At 72.7% G+C, this 16,354-nt stretch carries 14 protein-coding genes and 1 pseudogene; 3 read left to right on the top strand and 12 right to left on the bottom strand.

What is annotated here, in order from left to right:
* Positions 1-47 precede the first annotated feature (47 nt).
* The 4 genes from G7070_RS02455 to G7070_RS02440 all read right to left on the bottom strand — a co-directional run bounded on the left by G7070_RS02455 (position 48) and on the right by G7070_RS02440 (position 4,118).
* Positions 48-1,049 (bottom strand): NAD-dependent epimerase/dehydratase family protein, encoded by a 1,002-nt coding sequence (locus G7070_RS02455; RefSeq protein ID WP_431977964.1) that lies wholly within the window; start codon positions 1,047-1,049, stop codon positions 48-50.
* Positions 1,050-1,088: 39 nt separating this feature from the next.
* A complete protein-coding gene (locus tag G7070_RS02450) occupies positions 1,089-1,484 on the bottom strand; it encodes a uridine kinase (protein ID WP_246227243.1) in 396 nt (131 codons plus the stop codon).
* 178 nt (positions 1,485-1,662) lie between these two features.
* Positions 1,663-3,312 carry a phospho-sugar mutase gene (locus G7070_RS02445; RefSeq protein ID WP_166231706.1) on the bottom strand — a complete coding sequence of 550 codons (1,650 nt, stop codon included), beginning with the start codon at positions 3,310-3,312 and terminating at the stop codon, positions 1,663-1,665.
* Positions 3,312-4,118 (bottom strand): purine-nucleoside phosphorylase, encoded by an 807-nt coding sequence (locus G7070_RS02440; RefSeq protein WP_166231704.1) that lies wholly within the window; start codon positions 4,116-4,118, stop codon positions 3,312-3,314. Before G7070_RS02440 ends, G7070_RS02445 begins: the two co-directional genes overlap by 1 nt.
* Positions 4,119-4,187: 69 nt before the next feature.
* Here G7070_RS02440 and G7070_RS02435 point away from each other — a divergent pair, with 69 nt between their 5' ends.
* Positions 4,188-5,612 (top strand): NAD(P)H-quinone dehydrogenase, encoded by a 1,425-nt coding sequence (locus G7070_RS02435; protein WP_166231702.1) that lies wholly within the window; start codon positions 4,188-4,190, stop codon positions 5,610-5,612.
* Positions 5,613-5,695: 83 nt separating this feature from the next.
* Positions 5,696-6,607 carry a DMT family protein gene (locus tag G7070_RS02430; RefSeq protein WP_166231700.1) on the top strand — a complete coding sequence of 304 codons (912 nt, stop codon included), beginning with the start codon at positions 5,696-5,698 and terminating at the stop codon, positions 6,605-6,607.
* Here the strand turns inward: G7070_RS02430 and G7070_RS02425 are convergent.
* From G7070_RS02425 to G7070_RS02390, 7 genes and pseudogenes are all read right to left on the bottom strand, one after another.
* Positions 6,600-7,652 (bottom strand): glycosyltransferase family 2 protein, encoded by a 1,053-nt coding sequence (locus tag G7070_RS02425; RefSeq protein ID WP_166231698.1) that lies wholly within the window; start codon positions 7,650-7,652, stop codon positions 6,600-6,602. The genes G7070_RS02430 and G7070_RS02425 overlap by 8 nt on opposite strands.
* Before the next feature lie 130 nt (positions 7,653-7,782).
* The gene (locus tag G7070_RS02420) at positions 7,783-8,592 is read right to left on the bottom strand and encodes a hypothetical protein (RefSeq protein WP_166231696.1); all 810 of its coding nucleotides are present in this window, start codon (positions 8,590-8,592) and stop codon (positions 7,783-7,785) included.
* Positions 8,593-8,704: 112 nt separating this feature from the next.
* Positions 8,705-10,471 carry an acetyl/propionyl/methylcrotonyl-CoA carboxylase subunit alpha gene (locus G7070_RS02415; protein ID WP_206079900.1) on the bottom strand — a complete coding sequence of 589 codons (1,767 nt, stop codon included), beginning with the start codon at positions 10,469-10,471 and terminating at the stop codon, positions 8,705-8,707.
* 122 nt (positions 10,472-10,593) lie between these two features.
* The gene (locus G7070_RS02410) at positions 10,594-11,490 is read right to left on the bottom strand and encodes a decaprenyl-phosphate phosphoribosyltransferase (RefSeq protein WP_166231694.1); all 897 of its coding nucleotides are present in this window, start codon (positions 11,488-11,490) and stop codon (positions 10,594-10,596) included.
* Positions 11,491-11,502: 12 nt separating this feature from the next.
* Positions 11,503-12,897, bottom strand: coding sequence for a Maf family nucleotide pyrophosphatase (locus G7070_RS19730; RefSeq protein WP_431977915.1), 1,395 nt, complete (start codon positions 12,895-12,897; stop codon positions 11,503-11,505).
* Between the two features lie 86 nt (positions 12,898-12,983).
* Positions 12,984-13,154: pseudogene (locus tag G7070_RS02395) on the bottom strand (acyl-CoA carboxylase epsilon subunit); the annotation flags it as partial.
* 58 nt (positions 13,155-13,212) lie between these two features.
* Positions 13,213-14,787 (bottom strand): acyl-CoA carboxylase subunit beta, encoded by a 1,575-nt coding sequence (locus tag G7070_RS02390; RefSeq protein ID WP_166231692.1) that lies wholly within the window; start codon positions 14,785-14,787, stop codon positions 13,213-13,215.
* 83 nt (positions 14,788-14,870) lie between these two features.
* Between G7070_RS02390 and G7070_RS02385 the strand changes: the two genes are divergently transcribed.
* Positions 14,871-15,644, top strand: a complete 774-nt coding sequence (locus G7070_RS02385) for a biotin--[acetyl-CoA-carboxylase] ligase (RefSeq protein WP_166231690.1) — start codon at positions 14,871-14,873, stop codon at positions 15,642-15,644.
* A gap of 21 nt (positions 15,645-15,665) precedes the next feature.
* Here the strand turns inward: G7070_RS02385 and G7070_RS02380 are convergent, their stop codons facing one another.
* Positions 15,666-16,349 carry an alpha/beta fold hydrolase gene (locus tag G7070_RS02380; RefSeq protein ID WP_166231688.1) on the bottom strand — a complete coding sequence of 228 codons (684 nt, stop codon included), beginning with the start codon at positions 16,347-16,349 and terminating at the stop codon, positions 15,666-15,668.
* Positions 16,350-16,354 lie beyond the last annotated feature (5 nt).

The raw sequence follows: 16,354 nt of genomic DNA, 5'->3' as shown, positions 1-16,354 counted from the left end.
GCGAGCAGTATAGGACCCGTCACCCTCCGCACAACCCCCTCCGCGGCTCAGCCCCAGGCGTCGACCCGGGCCACCACGTCGTCGCAGAACGCGTCGAAGCCGGGGTCGGTGCGCCGGTGCTCGGGGTGCTGCTCCAGCCACGCGCAGGCCCGCCGGACGCCCTCGGCGAACGTGGTCGGGGCGGAGAAGCCCGGGACCAGCCGCTTGACGAGGGTGTTGTCGAACACCACGGTGTTCGACTTGTCGCCGGTCAGCGGCGCCTCCAGGTCGGGGCGGAGCGCGACGAGCATCGGCGTCGACACGTGCCGCAGCCGCGGCGCCACGCCCAGGGCGGCGCCGATCGTCGCGAACGCCTGGTTCCAGGTGATCGACTCGTCGGAGGTGATGTGGACGGCGCGGCCCGCGGCGTCCGGGTTGCCCAGCAGGCCGACCAGCCCGACCGCGAAGTCCTCGTTCCAGGTGAACGTCCACAGCGACTCCCCGTCGCCCTGCACGATGACCGGCTTGCCGTCGCGGATCCGCTGCAGCACCGCCCACGGCTCGCCGAAGTGGAAGTTCACCGGGACGCCGCGCTCGCCGTAGGTGTGGGACGGCCGCACGATCGTCCAGGGCAGCGAGCCGTCCGAGCCGCGCAGCACCTCTTCGCAGGCGATCTTGTCGCGCGCGTACTGCGAGAACGGGTTGGACTGCGGGGTGTCCTCGGTGATGACGTGCCGGCTCACCGGCTTGGCGTACGTGGACGCGGAGCTGATGAAGACGTAGCGGCCCACCCGGCCGTCGAAGACGCGCAGGTCGCGCTCGACCTGGTCGGGGGTGAACGCGACGAACTGGACGACCGCGTCGAACTCCCGCCCGCCGAGCGCGGCGCGCAGGCCCGCCTCGTCGTGGGCGTCGGCGACCAGGTGCTCGGCCCCGCCGGCAGGGCCTCCCGGGTGCCGCGGTTGAGCACCGTCAGCTCGTGCCCGTCGGCGAGGGCCCGGCTCACGACCGCACGGCTGATGGTCCCGGTTCCCCGGTGAGCAGGATGCGCATGGCGGAGATTGTGCCAGGGTGCCCGGCCGGGGCCGCGCTCCCGTCTTGGCCGGTGGTCAGCCGGCCCCGCCGGCCAGCGTCCGGGTGGCCGCCCGCATCGAGGTCGGCGCGAAGCCCGCGGCGACCGCGCGCTCCCGCTGGGCGGGCTGGGCGCGCCACAGCGCCCAGCCGCGCCGCAGCAGCACCGCAGGCGGCTTGCGGTGCTGCGCCAGGTCGCGGCGCAGCCGCAGCGCGGCCACCAGGGTCCGGTCGCGGTCGAGGTAGAGCGGTGTCACCGGCAGGCCGGCGGCGAGCGCCAGGGGCAGCAGGTCGAGGGCGAAGATGCCCTCGGCAATGATGAGCGGGCGTCCCTGCAGGTCGAGCGTCCGGGAGCCGGTGCGGCGCGACTCCGCGATCGAGTACGTCGGGACCTCGGCGTGGCCGTCGCGCAGCAGCGACCGCAGCGCCGCCACCGCGGCGTCGCCGTCCCACGTGGCCGGGTCGTCCCAGTCGACGATGCCGTGGGCGTGCGGCAGCCCCGGCGCGTCGGCGTCGCGGTAGAAGTCGTCCAGCCGCAGGGGCAGCGCCCCACGAGCCGGGCCAGCCGCGACTTGCCGCCGCCCGAGGGGCCGGCGAGCAGGACGATCCGCGTCACAGCCCCAGCGCGGCCGTCATGTCGGCCTTGAGCTGCTCCAGTTGCGCGGACGCCTCGGCGCGCGCCGCCGCGAGGTCCTGCGACCGCTCCGGCGGCACCGACGCCTGCAGGTAGACCTTCAGCTTCGGCTCGGTGCCCGACGGGCGCGCCACGGCGCGGACGCCGTCGCCCTCCAGCAGGACGCCGTCGGTCGGCGGCAGCCCGTTCCAGCCCTCGTTCAGGTCGGACGCCGTGACGGCGACCCCCGCGAGCGCCGCCGGCAGGTCGGCGCGCAGCCGCGCCATCGCGTCGGCGATCAGGGACAGGTCGGCGACCCGGAACGACACCTGCCCGGTGGCGTGCACGCCGAACGTGCGCGCGATCTCGTCCAGGCGGCCCGCGACGGTGCCGCCCTCGGCCCTCAGGCCCGCCACGAGCGTCAGGAGGCGGGTCAGGGTCGAGATGCCGTCCTTGTCGGCCACGGCCTCGGGGTCGGTGCAATAACCGATGGCCTCCTCGTAACCCAGCGCCAGCCCGGGGACGCGTCCGATCCACTTGAATCCGGTCAGCGTCATCTGGAAGGGGCGCCCCGCGGCCTCGGCCATGGCGCGCAGCAACGTGGAGGAGACCACCGAGCACGCGTACGTGCCGGCGGCGCCGCGGCGCAGCGCGTCGTCGGCGAGCAGCCAGCCCAGCTCGTCGCCGGTCAGCATCCGCCAGGTGCCGTCGAAGGGCGCGGCCAACGCGCAGCGGTCGGCGTCCGGATCGTTGGCGATCGCGACGTCGGCGCCCACCTCGAGGGCCAGATCGAGCGCGAGGTCCATCGCGCCCGGCTCCTCGGGGTTGGGGAACGACACCGTCGGGAAGGCGGGATCCGGCATTGCCTGGGCGTCCACGAGCGCGGGCGGCGGGAAGCCCGTGGCGTCCAGGACGCGGGCCACGATGTCGCCGCCGACGCCGTGCATCGGGGTGTAGACCCAGGTCAGGTCGCGGGGCGCGTCCGGCGGCACCAGCGAGGCGTCGCGCGCCACGTAGGCCTCGATCAGCGCGTCCCCGACCGTCTCGTAGTCGGACGAGCGGGGGATGTCGGCGAGCGGGCGGGCCGCCACAGCGGCGATCTGTGCGGCGATCTGCTCGTCGGTCGGCGGCACGATCTGCGACCGACCCACGTACACCTTGTAGCCGTTGTCCTGCGGCGGGTTGTGCGACGCCGTGACCACGACGCCGGCCACGCAGTCCAGCGCCCCGAGCCCGAACGCGACGAGCGGGGTGGGCACGTACCGGTCGGTGAGGACCGGCGCCAGCCCGTAGCCGGCGAGGATCTCGGCGGTGTCGCGGGCGAATACGTCGGAGTTGTAGCGGGCGTCGTAGCCCACCAGGACGCGGGCGCCGGAGTGGCCGTTCTCGACCAGCCACCGCGCCAGGCCGGCGGCGGCTTGGGCCACCACCACCCGGTTCATCCGGTTGGGGCCGGGGCCCAGGGCGGCGCGCAGCCCGGCGGTGCCGAACTCCAGGCGTCCGGAGAAGGCGTCCACGATCTCGGCCACGGCCTCGGCGTCGCCGCTACCGGCGCGCTCGATCAGGTGGTCCAGGGCCGCGACGGTGGCGGGGTCGGGATCCTCGGCCTGCCAGGCGCGCAGGGTCTCCAGGCGGTCGCCGGGCAGCATCACAGCACCTCCAGCAGCCCGGACAGCAGGCTCCGCAGCCGCGGCACGGCCTGCCGGCCGGCCTCGATGACCTCGTCGTGGTTGAGCGGCTCGCCGCTCATGCCGGCGGCGGCGTTGGTGACCAGCGAGATCCCCAGCACCTCCATGCCGGCCTCGCGGGCGGCGATGGTCTCCAGCGCCGTCGACATGCCGACCAGCGTGCCGCCCAGGGTCCCGGCCATCCGGACCTCGGCGGGGGTCTCGTAGGCGGGCCCGTGGAACTGCACGTAGACGCCCTCGTCCAGGTCGGGGTCGACGGTGCGGGCCAGGTCGCGCAGCGCGGGGGAGTAGGCGTCGGTCAGGTCGACGAAGCGCGGCCCCTGCAGGGGCGTGGCGCCGGTGAGGTTGATGTGGTCGGCCAGCAGCACCGGCGTGCCGGGCCCCCAGGCGGGGTCCAGGCCGCCGCACCCGTTGGTGAGCACCAGCCGGCGGGCGCCGGCGGCGGCCGCGGTCCGGACGCCGTGCACCACGGCGTGCGCCCCGCGCCCCTCGTACAGGTGCGTGCGGCCGGTGAACAGCGCCACGACGCGTCCCGACGGCGTGCGCAGCGCGCGGACGCCGCCGCCGTGGCCCGCGACGACGGGGGCGGCGAAGCCGGGCAGGTCCGCCAGCGCCACCTCCCCGACCACGTCGCCGAGGTCGGCGGCGGCGGTCGACCAGCCCGAGCCGAGCACGATCGCGGCGTCGAGCGCCTCCACCCCCAGACGATTCTTCAGGGCGTCCGCCGCCTCGGCGGCGAGGGCGTAGGGGTCAGTCTGCGGGTTCACGCGACGAGCATAGTGCTGGGGAGCCCGCCGCGCTTCGACCGCAGCGCCCCGCCATGGAACAATGCGTGCGTGGCGGATGTGGTGATCATCGGAGGCGGTCCCGGCGGCTACGAGGCCGCCCTGGTCGGCAAGCAGCTCGGCGGGCAGGTGACCCTGATCGAGCGGCGGGGGCTCGGCGGATCGGCCGTGCTGACCGACGTCGTGCCCTCCAAGACGCTCATCGCGACCGCCGAGGTCATGACGCAGATCGGGCGGGCCGACGAGCTCGGGCTGCGGCCCGACCGCGACCGCGCCGTGGGCGAGACCGTGGCCGACACCGTCGAGGTCGACCTGGCGTTGGTGAACGAGCGGGTCGTCCAGCTCGCCGTGCAGCAGTCCGCCGACATCGAGGCGCGGCTGACCGCCGAGGGCATCCGCATCATCCACGGCACCGGACGCCTCGATGGCACCGAGGCCGTCATCGCGACCCACGCCGACGGGACGCGGGAGCGCCTGGCAGCCGACATCACGCTGGTCGCCACCGGCGCTCGGCCGCGGGAGCTGCCCGACGCGCGGCCCGACGGCGACCGCATCCTCAACTGGACGCAGATGTACAACCTGACCGAGCTGCCGCGCCGGCTCATCGTGGTCGGCTCGGGCGTCACCGGCGCCGAGTTCGCCAGCGCCTACAACGCCCTGGGCGTCGACGTGGTGCTGGTGTCCTCGCGCGACCAAGTGCTGCCCAGCGAGGACGACGACGCCGGCCGCGTCCTGCAGGCTGTCTTCGAGGAGTCGGGCATGACGATCATGTCCCGCGCCCGGGCCGTCGCCGCGGCCGCTGTCGGCAGCGGGGTCGTGGTGACCCTGGAGGACGGCCGCACCGTCGAGGGCAGCCACGTCCTGATGGCGGTGGGCGCCGTGCCCAACACCGAGGGCCTGGGGCTGGCCGAGGCCGGGGTGGCGACGCTCCCGAGCGGCCACATCGAGGTCGACAAGGTCTCGCGCACCTCCGCCCGCGGGGTGTACGCGGCCGGCGACTGCACCGGGGTGTTCAACCTCGCGTCCGTGGCCGCCATGCAGGGCCGGATCGCGATGTGGCACTCGCTGGGGGACGCCGTCGAGCCGCTCGACCTCAAGACCGTCTCCGCCAACGTGTTCACCGCCCCCGAGATCGCCACCGTCGGGGCCACGCAGGGCGAGGTGGACGCCGGCCTCGTGCGCGCCCGCGAGGTGGTGCTGCAACTCGACTCCAACGCCCGCGCCAAGATGCAGGGTCTCAAGGACGGGTTCGTCAAGGTGTTCTGCCTGCCGACGACGGGGATCGTCATCGGCGGCGTCATCGTCGCACCGCACGCCAGCGAGCTCGTCCACGTGCTCTCGCTGGCCGTGCGCGCCAAGATCACCGTGGACCAGTTGGCCCAGGCGTTCACCGTGTACCCGTCGCTGTCGGGGTCCGTGGCGGAGGCGTCGCGCCGCCTCCACGGGACGGCCGGCGACGAGCAACTGGTCTACTGAGGGGGAATCCTGATGCGACCACGGGATGATTCCGGGGTCGCGCTCCCGCGTTCGGGGGCACGCTCCGGCTACGGTAGGTTCTCGTGACGCAGAACATCCCCCTCGCCGTCGGACTGGTGATCATCGGGTCGTTCTGCTTCGCCCTGTCGGCCCACTTCCAGCACAACGCGGTCGACACGCATCTGTCCGGGAACGCCACCAAGCAGCGGATGCGGTTCGCCGCGCTGCTCGAGACGATCCGCCAGCCCCGCTGGATGCTGGGCCTGGGCCTGCTGGCGGCGTCCTTCCTGCTGCAGTGCACGGCGTTGTTGCTGGCGCCCGTCTCGGTGGTGCAGCCCGTGGGGCTGCTCGCCTTCCCGTGGTCGATCCTGCTGGCGGCCCGCGCGGCGCACTCGGGCGTGCCCAAGCGCGTCCAGGCCGCCGTGGCGCTGACCGTCGCCTCGACGCTGGCCTTCACGATCATCACCGGCACCAACGCGACGGAGACCTCCGAGCTCGTGCTGCGGCGGGTGATCTGGGGCGCCCTGGTGGTCTATGCGATCGCGATCCTGTTCGGCCTGCTCGGCACCAAGGGGCCGCGTGGCTGGCGCAGCCTGTTCTGGTCCTCGGGCGGCGCGCTGTTCTACGGCCTGGAGGCCGCGCTGGTGAAGTCGCTCATCGAGTACGTGCGCAGCCACCAGTGGCCCTACTCACCGGCGATCATCGGCATCATCGTCGCCCTGGTCCTGGGCGCGGTCGCCGCCGGCTGGATGATCCAGCAGGGCTACGCCACGGGGCCCGCGGAGGTCGTCGTGGGCTCCATGACGGTCACGAGCCCCGTGGTCGCGGTGGTGTACGGGTTCGTGGTGCTGGGCGAGGGCGCCCGCATCACGGTCGGCCCGGCGCTGCTCATGGTGGCGCTCGGCGCGGCGGCCATCGCGGGCGTGGTGTCGCTGACCCGCTTCCACCCCACCTACAACGCCGCCGCGGCGTCCGAGACCGAGTCGATCAGCTGAACTTGTAGAGCCGCTGGGCCATCCGGAACAGCGCCACCGAGACGCGTCGGCCGATCGGGCCGGGCAGGTTCGCGGCCAGCACCAGCGGCTGCCGCAGCCCCAGGCGGGCCTTCAGCAGCGGGTCGACGCGGTCGACGTGCTCCCACATCTCCTTGCGCATCTTGAGGCCCTTGGAGGTGCCCTCCAGCAGCGCGAACGTCGAGGACGCCGCCATGATGAGCCCCAGGTACTGCTCCATGTAGCCGGCCAGGGTGCGGTTGCCGGCGCCCTCGGGCAGCTTGTGCGCCTCGATCATGATGTCGGTGACCCGCATCTGCTGGTCCAGGCGGCTGATCTGGACCTTCTCGTTGACCGACTGGTCCTCGCGCCCGATGAAGTAGCGGTAGAGGTTCACCGGCAGGTAGTACAGGGTCTGGACGCTGGGCAGCGGCACGTACACGAAGATGTTGTCGACGTAGAAGGTGTGCTCGGGCATGTCCATGCCGCTGTCGCGCAGCACCTGGGTGCGGTAGGTCGCGGCGTGCATCAGGATGTTCTGGCCCGGCGTGGAGAAGCCCATCTCGTTCCAGGTGAAGACCCGGTTCTGCGGCAGGAAGTGCCGGTAGCGGATCACCTTCTGCGTGCCGGTGTTGGTGTGCTCGTAGACGTAGTTGGCGATCACCAGGTCGACGGGGCTGCCCGAGTGGATGAAGTGCCGCAGCTTGGACAGCATCAGGTTGAGCGCGACCGGGTCGAGCCAGTCGTCGGAGTCGACGACCTTGAAGTACACCCCGGACGCCGCCCGCAGGCCGGCCATGACGGCGCCGCCGTGGCCCTTGTTCTCCTGGTGGATCACCTTGATGATCTCGGGGTACTTCTCGGCCCACTCGTCCGCCTTCGCGGCGGTGTCGTCCTTGGTGGACCCGTCGTTGACGATGATGATCTCGATGTCCCCGCGGCCGTGCAGGATCGAGTCGATGCAGTGATCCATGTACTCGGCGGAGTTGTAGCAGGGGACGACGAAGGTGATTTCCTTCTGCTGACGGTAAGGATGGTCGTCGGTCACAGGAGTCCTTCGGTCGTGCCTTCGCCGGGCGGTCGCCCGGCACTCTCACCAGGCTAGCGGGCCTTGTTGGGGGCCGCAGCCCAGGCACGCGGTGCCGCCGGTTTCACTCCATCACAGGGCCGCGGGGGCGTCAGTCGAACAGGTCGCCGAAGCCCTCGAACAGGCCGCCGATGCCCTCGCCCAGGCCCTCCAGGCCGTTGCCGATACCCTCGCCGATGTCGCCCAGCCCGTCGCCGATGCCGCCCATGAGGTACGGCAGCCCCGACAGGCCGTGGAAGATCATCGAGCCGATGGCGATGTCGGCGATCAGCGAGTTGCCGCGCCAGTTGCTGTAGTAGCCCTGCGCCCACGGCGCGTACGCCTCGCCGCCCTGCCAGTAGGGGACGCGCTGGGCGCCGACCTGCACGGTGCGGATGTAGGGCTCGGCGCCGACCAGGACGCGCTCGGCGTCCGCCGCGCAGGCGGGGACGCTGCGGACCGAGCCCCCGGGCGGGGCCCAGTCGACGTTCTGGGAGCTGGGGCCGTGCGCCGGGTTGAAGAAGCACGGGGGCCGCTTGGTGGGCAGCGGCTCGTCCGCGACGCGGGCCTTGACGCACGCGACGGCGTAGCGCCCGTCCTCCAGGATCTCGGTGACGTGCCGGATCTCCTCGGGGCGGGTCACGGCGTCCAGGGACGTCTTGGCGTTCTCGTACCCGTCGAGTGCGCGCTCGTAGTCCTGGCGCATCGCCTCGTCGAGCGGGTGCCCCGCCACGTCGGAGTCGAGCCGCTGCAGTTCCTCACCGAACTTGGTGACGTCCTCCTCGGCGGCCTTCTTCGAGGTGACGAGCTGGTTCTCCAGCTCCTCGTTCTGCTGGCGCTCGACCGCCCGGTTGCGGGCGCCCAGACGCAGCGCCCCGAAGATCACCACGGCGACGACCAGCAGCAGCAGAACGATTTCCATGGCTCCAAGCATGCCCCCGGAACCCAAGCCGCACCACGCGGGAGCACCCGCGCCCGCCCCGGACGCCGACGGCCGCCCGACCCCGGCGGGACGGGCGGCCGAGGGAGCGCGATCAGGCGGGGTCGAGGATCTCGCAGAGCGTCGTGCCGGACGCGACGGTCTCGCCCACCGCGGCGCTCAGGCCGGCGATGACGCCGCCGCGGTGCGCGTTGATCGGCTGCTCCATCTTCATGGCCTCCAGCACCACGATCAGGTCGCCCTCGGCCACCTCGTCGCCGTCGGTGACGGCGACCTTGACGATCGTGCCCTGCATGGGGGAGGTGAGCGCGTTCGAGGACGGCGCCGCGGCCTTCGCGCCGCCGCGGTCGCGCCGCGTCGGGCGCTTGGCGGCCCGGCCGTTGCCGGTGGGGACCGCCCCGATCGAGGAGGGGAGCCGCACCTCGACGCGGCGCCCGTTCACCTCGACCACGACGGTGGTCCGTTCGGACTCGTCGGCCTCACCCAGCACGCCCGTGTACGGCGCGATGGTGTTGTCGAACTCCGTCTCGATCCAGCGGGTGTGGACGCCGAAGCTGCCGTCGGGCGCGGTGAAGGCCGGGTCCTCGATGACGACGCGGTGGAAGGGGATCACGGTCGGCATCCCCGCCAGCACCGTCTCGGCCAGCGCCCGGCGGGAGCGTTCCAGCGCCTGCTCGCGGCTCGCGCCGGTGACGATGATCTTGGCCACGAGCGAGTCGAACGACCCGGGCACGACCATGCCGGTGCGGTAGCCCTCGTCGACGCGGACGCCGGGGCCGGCGGGCGGCTGCCAGGCGGTCAGAGTGCCGGGGGCCGGCATGAAGTTGCGGCCGGCGTCCTCGGCGTTGATCCGGAACTCGAAGCTGTGGCCCTCGACGACCGGGTCGTCGTAGCCCAGTTCCTCGCCGTCGGCGATCCGGAACATCTCGCGCACCAGGTCGAGGCCTGTGACCTCTTCCGAGACCGGGTGCTCGACCTGCAGGCGGGTGTTGACCTCGAGGAACGAGATCCGGCCGTCCTGGGCGACGAGGAACTCGCACGTGCCCGCCCCGACGTAGCCGGCCTCCCGCAGGATGGCCTTGGAGGAGGTGTAGAGCGTGTCGAGCTGCTCGGGCGTCAGGAACGGCGCGGGGGCTTCCTCGACGAGTTTCTGGTGCCGGCGCTGCAGGGAGCAGTCGCGGGTGGACACCACCACGACGTTGCCGTGGGCGTCGGCCAGGCACTGCGTCTCGACGTGGCGGGGCCGGTCCAGGTACTGCTCGACGAAGCACTCGCCGCGCCCGAAGGCGGTGACGGCCTCGCGGGTGGCGGACTCGAACAGCTCGGCGACCTCGTCGAGCTCGCGGGCGACCTTGAGGCCGCGGCCGCCGCCGCCGTAGGCCGCCTTGATGGCGATGGGCAGGCCATGCTCCTGGGCGAAGGCGACGACCTCGTCGGCGTCCTTGACCGGGTCGGCGGTGCCCTCCACGAGCGGGGCGCCCACCTTCTGGGCGATGTGGCGTGCCTTGACCTTGTCGCCGAGCGAGTCGATGGCCGCGGGGGGCGGGCCGATCCACGTCAGCCCCGCGTCGATGACGGCCTGGGCGAAGTCGGCGTTCTCGGCGAGGAAGCCGTAGCCGGGGTGGACCGAGTCCGCGCCCGAGCGCTCCGCGATCCCGAGGATCTTCGACACGTCGAGGTAGGTCTCGGCTGGGGTCTGCCCGTTGAGGGCGAACGCCTCGTCGGCCAGCTTCACGAACAGGGAATCGGCGTCGGGGTCGGCGTAGACGGCGACGCTGGCGATGCCCGCATCACGCGCGGCGCGGATCACGCGGACGGCGATCTCACCGCGATTCGCGACGAGCACTTTGGCGATCGGCACATTTCCTCCTTGAAAAGTCCCGGGCGACCCGTGGGGCCGCGTCCGATCGCGAGTCTAGGACCAAACCGGTGCCCGGTTCGAATCCCGGGTGCGCGCCGCGAGACGCGTCAGGGCGTCTCGGATCAGAGGAAGACGCCGATGGCGACGGGGATCACCCAGAGCACGCCGAGCACCTGCAGGACCCGGTCGTTGAGCACCACGTCCTCCGGTTCGCCGGCGTCGCCGCGGTCCACGACGTAGGCGTAGCGCATCAGCGCGAGCGTGAACGGTGCGATCGAGAACGCGTGCCAGGGCAGCCCCAGCCACTCGATGTCGCCGCTCTGCTCGAACGCCCACAGGCTGTAGGACATGATCACCGCGGTGCAGGCCATCGTCCAGACGAAGCGGAGGTAGGAGTCGGAGTAGCGGGCCAGGGAGGCGCGCGTGCCGGCGTCCGGGCCGAGTTCGACGATCTCGGAGTAGCGCTTGCCGGCCACCATGAACAGCGAGCCGAACGAGGCGACCAGGAGGAACCACTGCGACAGCTCGATGCCGGAGGCGACGCCGCCGGCCACAGCGCGCAGCAGGAAGCCCGCCGCGACCATCGCCAGGTCGATGATCGGCTCGTTCTTGAGGAACACCGAGTAGCCGACCTGCAGGATCCAGTAGACCGCCACCGTCAGCGCGAGCAGGGGCGTCACGAAGAAGCCGAGCGCCAGCGCGGCCACGAGGCAGACCGTGGCCAGGATGAGCGCGGTGCGCGGGGCGAGCTCGCCCGCGGCGATCGGACGCAGCCGCTTCTTGGGGTGCTGTCGGTCCGCCTCGACGTCGCGGACGTCGTTGATGAGGTAGATGGACGCGCTGATCAGGCAGAAGGCCACGAACGCCCACAGGGTGTTGAGCAGGACGGTGGGCTGGAACAGCGAACCGGCCGCGACGGGGGCGGCCAGCACGAGGATGTTCTTCACCCACTGCCGGGGCCGCATGGCGCGGATCGGCGCGGGCAGGCGTGACGAGCGGACGGCGGGGACCTCAGACATAGCCCGGCAAGCCTACCCGGTGGGCTGCCACAGCGACGTCCAGGCGACCCCCAGGTCGCCCAGCAGCGAGCGGAGCAGCGGGATGCTGATCCCGATCACGTTGTGGTGGTCCCCGCCCAGACCGGTGATGAAGGCGGCGCCGTAGCCGTCGATGGTGAACGCCCCGGCGACCTGCTGGGGCTCGCCGGTGGCGATGTAGGCCTCGATCTCGGCGTCGGAGACCTGGGCGAACCGGACACGGGTGCGCGCCGCCGCCTGCGTCGTCCGCCAGACGCCGTCGCGGCGCACCGCGACCCAGTGGCCGGTGACGAGGAAGCCGTCGCGCCCGCGCATCGCCCGCCAGCGCTCCCGGACGGCGTCGTCGGTGCCGGGCTTGCCCAGCGCCGCCCCGTCCAGGTCGAGGACCGAGTCGCAGGCCACGACGACGAGATCGGCGTCCGGGTCGAGGGCGGGCAGGACCGCCTCGCCCTTGAGCCGGGCGAGCGCGAGGGTGAGTTCCTGGGGTGTGGGGGCGGTGATGCGGCTCTCATCGACGCCGGACACCACCACCGTGGGGTCCAGTCCCGCCGCCCGGAGCGCACGCAGCCGGGCGGGGACGAGGACGCCAGGACGAGCCGCACGCTCAGCGCCGGCCCCGCAGCAGGTCGGAGAGGATACCGCCGAGCAGGCCGCCCGCGTCGGGGCCGGCCGCCTGCGGCTGCTGGGTCGGGCCGCGGCGCCGGTGTTCAGGGAGGTGTCGCCGGGCGTCGGCACGCGGAAGGTGCCGCCGCCGGTGTTCTGCGGCTGCTGCGCCGGCGCCTGCTGGGGCGCCGGGGCCTGCTGCGGGTCGCCCAGCACGCCGCCGAGGATGTCGCCCAGGCCGCCGCCCGCGCCGCCCTGGCCGCCGCCGAGCAGGCCGCCCAGCAGGTCGCCGAGACCGCCGCCGCCGGCGGGCGCGCCGCCCTGGCCGCCGCCGAGCAGGCCGCCGAGGAGGTCGCCGAGGCCGCCCTGGCCGGCGGGCGCCTGCTGCGCTGCCGCGCCGCCCCGCATGTAGCCGTCGAGCTTGGAGGCCAGGTAGCCCATCACGAGCGGGGCGAGGATCGGCAGCAGCTTGCGGATCAGCGAGCCGCCGGCGCCGGCGGACAGGCTCTGGATCTGGTCGGCCGAGTAGACGTGGCCCACGATCTTCTCGCCGTCGACGGTGTCGACCTGCTCGAGGTCGACGTCACCGGAGGCGTCGAGGTGGTCGCCCAGGGCGCGGGTGAGGCCGATGGCCTGGCTGGGATCGCCGACGTTGGCGTCCATCGTGCCGACGAGGGACTCCAGGGCCTGGTCGACCGCCTGGTCGGCGGTGGCCTGGTCGGTTCCCAGCAACTGCGCCACCTGAGCGAGGTCGAGCTGGGACTTGATATCGGAAACGGCGGACATGAAGGCTCCTTCGCACCATGAACGGATGCCCGGGAGCCTAGCGCCCCGCGCCCCCTCCAGGAAGCGCGGGGCCGGGTGACACGGCGTCAGCGACGGGCGGTGCTCCGCCAGGCGCCGTCGCCCTGCATCAGGTCGTGTCGGACGAGGTGCCAATGCGACCGCCAGCCGCCCGCGATGGCGCGGTTGGCGGGCGGACGCGGGCGCCCGCGTCCGCGTCGCAGCACGGCGAGGACGGCCGTGAGGGCGGCCAGTTCCTCGTCGCTGGGGACCCGGTGAGCACCTCGAAGGCGACCGGCTGCTCGGCCTCGTGGGCGGTCACAGCGGGATGTTCCCGTGCTTCTTGGGCGGCAGCGACTCGCGCTTGGTGCGCAGCAGCCGCATCACCCGGATGATGGTCTCCCGCGTGGCATGCGGGTAGATGACCTGGTCGATGTAGCCGCGCTCGGCCGCCACGTAGGGGTTGGCCAGCTCGTCGTTGTACTCGGCGACCAGCTCCTTGCGCCGCGCGATCGGGTCCTCGGCCTCGGCCAGCTCCTTGCGGTAGAGGATCTCGACCGCGCCCTCGGCGCCCATCACCGCGATCTGTGCGGTGGGCCACGCCAGGTTGACGTCGGCACCCAGGTGCTTGGACCCCATCACGTCGTACGCGCCGCCGTAGGCCTTGCGCGTGATGATCGTCACGAGCGGCACCGTGGCTTCGGCGTAGGCGTAGATCAGCTTGGCGCCGCGGCGGATGATGCCGTTGTGCTCCTGCTCCACGCCGGGGAGGAAGCCCGGGACGTCGACGAACGTCAGCACCGGGATGTTGAAGCAGTCGCAGGTGCGGACGAAGCGGGCCGCCTTCTCCGAGGCGTTGATGTCCAGGCAGCCCGCGAACACCATCGGCTGGTTGGCGACCACGCCCACCACGCGGCCCTCGATGCGTCCGAAGCCGACCACGATGTTCCCGGCGTAGAGCTGCTGCACCTCGAGGAACTCGTCGTCGTCGAGCACCGTCTTGATGACCGTGCGGATGTCGTAGGGCTGGTTGGGCGAATCGGGGATCAGCAGGTCCAGTTCGCGGTCGCGGTCGGTGATCGTGAGGTCGACCTCGGCCTCGTCGTAGACCGGCGGGTCCTCCAGGTTGTTCTGGGGCATGTAGCTGATCAGGTCGCGCACGTACTCGATGGCGTCGGTCTCGTCCGCGGCCAGGTAGTGCGCGTTGCCGGACTTCTCGTTGTGCGTCCGGCCGCCGCCCAGTTCCTCCAGGGTCACGTCCTCGCCGGTGACCGTCTTGATGACGGCGGGGCCGGTGATGAACATCTGGCTGGTCTGGTCGACCATGATCGTGAAGTCGGTGAGGGCGGGGGAGTAGACGTGGCCGCCGGCGGCCGCGCCCATGATGAGCGAGATCTGCGGGATCACGCCGGACGCGAGAGTGTTGCGCCGGAAGATCTCGCCGTAGAGGCCGAGGCTGACCACGCCCTCCTGGATGCGGGCGCCGCCCCCCTCGTTGATGCCGATGAGCGGGCAGCCGGTCTTGATGGCGAAGTCGATGATCTTCACGATCTTCTCGCCGTACACCTGGCCCAGCGCGCCGCCGAAGAGGGCGACGTCCTGGGAGAAGACGCAGACGGGGCGGCCGTGGATGGCGCCGACGCCGGTGATGACGCCGTCGGTGTAGGGGCGTTTGGCCTGCATGCCGAACGCGACGGAGCGATGGCGGGCGAATTCGTCGAACTCGGCGAAGGTGCCCTCGTCCAGCAGCGCGGCGATGCGCTCGCGGGCGGTGAGCTTGCCCTTCGCATGCTGCTTTTCGACGGCAGCAGGGGAGGCGGCGTTGACGGCGGCGTCGATGCGCTCCCCGAGATCGGCGATCTTTCCCTTCGTTGTGTGGATGTCGATCTCCATGCGCCGAATGTAACGGCTCGGCCGGTCTTTGCCTAAGCCGAACGGGCGCGGCGTCCCACCTGCCGGGCCTACAGTGAGGCCCCATGACCGTGGGACTGGACGCCGGGGACCTCGCCGCAGCGCTCGCCGGGACGCCGTGGCGGCCGCGCGTGGTCGCTGCCACCGGGTCGACCAACGCCGACCTCGCCGCCGCCGCCCGCTCCGGTGCCGCGGCGGGCGAGGTGCTGATCAGCGCCCACCAGAGCGCCGGACGCGGTCGGCTCGCCCGCCGCTGGGAGGCGCCGCCCGGCGCGTCCTGGGCGACGTCGGTGCTGATCGCGCCGCGGCGTCCGATGGCGGACTGGGGCTGGCTGCCGCTGCTGGTCGGCGTGGCGGTCGCCCGCGGCGTCGCCGAGGCGACCGGGCTCGAGCCGCGGCTGAAGTGGCCCAACGACGTGCTGGTCGGCGAGGGGAAGCTGTGCGGGATCCTCTGCGAGGCGGTGGCCGACGCCTCCCCGCCCGCGGCCGTGCTCGGCTTCGGGCTGAACACCGCGCTGACCGCGCAGGACCGCCCCGTGCCGACCGCCACGTCTCTGCTCCTGGAGGGCGCCGACCCCGACCCCGCCGCGGTGCTCGCGGCGGTGCTGCGCCACCTCGCGGCCGTCCTGGCCGGGTGGGAGGCGGGGGAGGACCCGCGTCCGGGCTACCGCGCCCTGTGCGGCACGCTGGGGCGCGCGGTGACGGTGCACCTCCCGGCCGGCCCGGTCGACGGCACGGCGGTGGACGTGGATCGCGAGGGCGCGCTCGTCGTGGACACCCCCGCCGGGCGCCGCACGTTCGTCGCCGGCGATGTGGAGCACCTGCGTCCGGGCGGCTGATCGGCCGGGGCGGCCGGTGACCTACGGGCGGGGTGACCCGGGGGCCTGGGCGGCGGCGTCCGGCTCGACGCCCTCGGCGAGGAAGTCGTAGACGAGCCGGTTGAAGACGGCGGGGTTGTCGGTGTTCACCTGGTGCCCGGCGCCCTCGACGACCTCGAGGCGCGCGCCCGGGATCCCCGCGGCCAGCGCGTCGGCGGCGGGCCGGTTGGCCTTGTCGGTCGACCCGACCAGCACGAGCGTCCGGGCGGTGATGGCGCCCAGCTGCGAGCGGTAGTCGATCTGCGCGGCGGCGTCCAGGGCCTGCCGGAACCGCTTCTTCTCGACGCCCAGCGCCGCGAGCCGGCGCGCCGGGATCAGGCTGAAGGCGAGGCGCTGCATCCGCATCACCGAACGCGGCGGGTTCACCTGACCGGCCGCGAGCACGAGGTGCGAGACGGTCTGCGGCGCCCGGATGGCGGCGTCCATCGCGACCATCGCGCCCAGCGAGACGCCGACGAGCGACATCTGCTCCACGCCGTTCTGGTTGAGCAGGGCCAGCACGTCATCGGCGGCAGTCGGGACGCTGAACTGCTCGTCGCGTCCGGGGCGCATCCCCTTCAGCCAGGGAGCCACGGCCTTGAAGCCGGCGGGAAGCTCGGTGACCTGGTCCTGCCAGCTCTGCGGGGTCTGGCCCAGGCCGTGCAGGAGGACGAGGAGGCGACGCATGCGGC

Source organism: Propioniciclava coleopterorum (assembly GCF_011393335.1).
Taxonomy (GTDB): Bacteria; Actinomycetota; Actinomycetes; order Propionibacteriales; family Propionibacteriaceae; genus Propioniciclava; species Propioniciclava coleopterorum.
Note: the sequence above shows the minus strand (reverse complement) of the source record. Positions and strands in the feature narration are given on the sequence as shown.

Coding starts and splice junctions, on each gene's coding strand:
- G7070_RS02380 (WP_166231688.1), bottom strand. CDS start 16,349: ATGCGTCGCCTCCTCGTCCTCCTGCACGGCCTGGGCCAGACCCCGCAG.
- G7070_RS19730 (WP_431977915.1), bottom strand. CDS start 12,897: ATGTCCGCCGTTTCCGATATCAAGTCCCAGCTCGACCTCGCTCAGGTG.
- G7070_RS02445 (WP_166231706.1), bottom strand. CDS start 3,312: ATGCTGCCCGGCGACCGCCTGGAGACCCTGCGCGCCTGGCAGGCCGAG.
- G7070_RS02420 (WP_166231696.1), bottom strand. CDS start 8,592: ATGGAAATCGTTCTGCTGCTGCTGGTCGTCGCCGTGGTGATCTTCGGG.
- G7070_RS02410 (WP_166231694.1), bottom strand. CDS start 11,490: ATGTCTGAGGTCCCCGCCGTCCGCTCGTCACGCCTGCCCGCGCCGATC.
- G7070_RS02385 (WP_166231690.1), top strand. CDS start 14,871: ATGACCGTGGGACTGGACGCCGGGGACCTCGCCGCAGCGCTCGCCGGG.
- G7070_RS02390 (WP_166231692.1), bottom strand. CDS start 14,787: ATGGAGATCGACATCCACACAACGAAGGGAAAGATCGCCGATCTCGGG.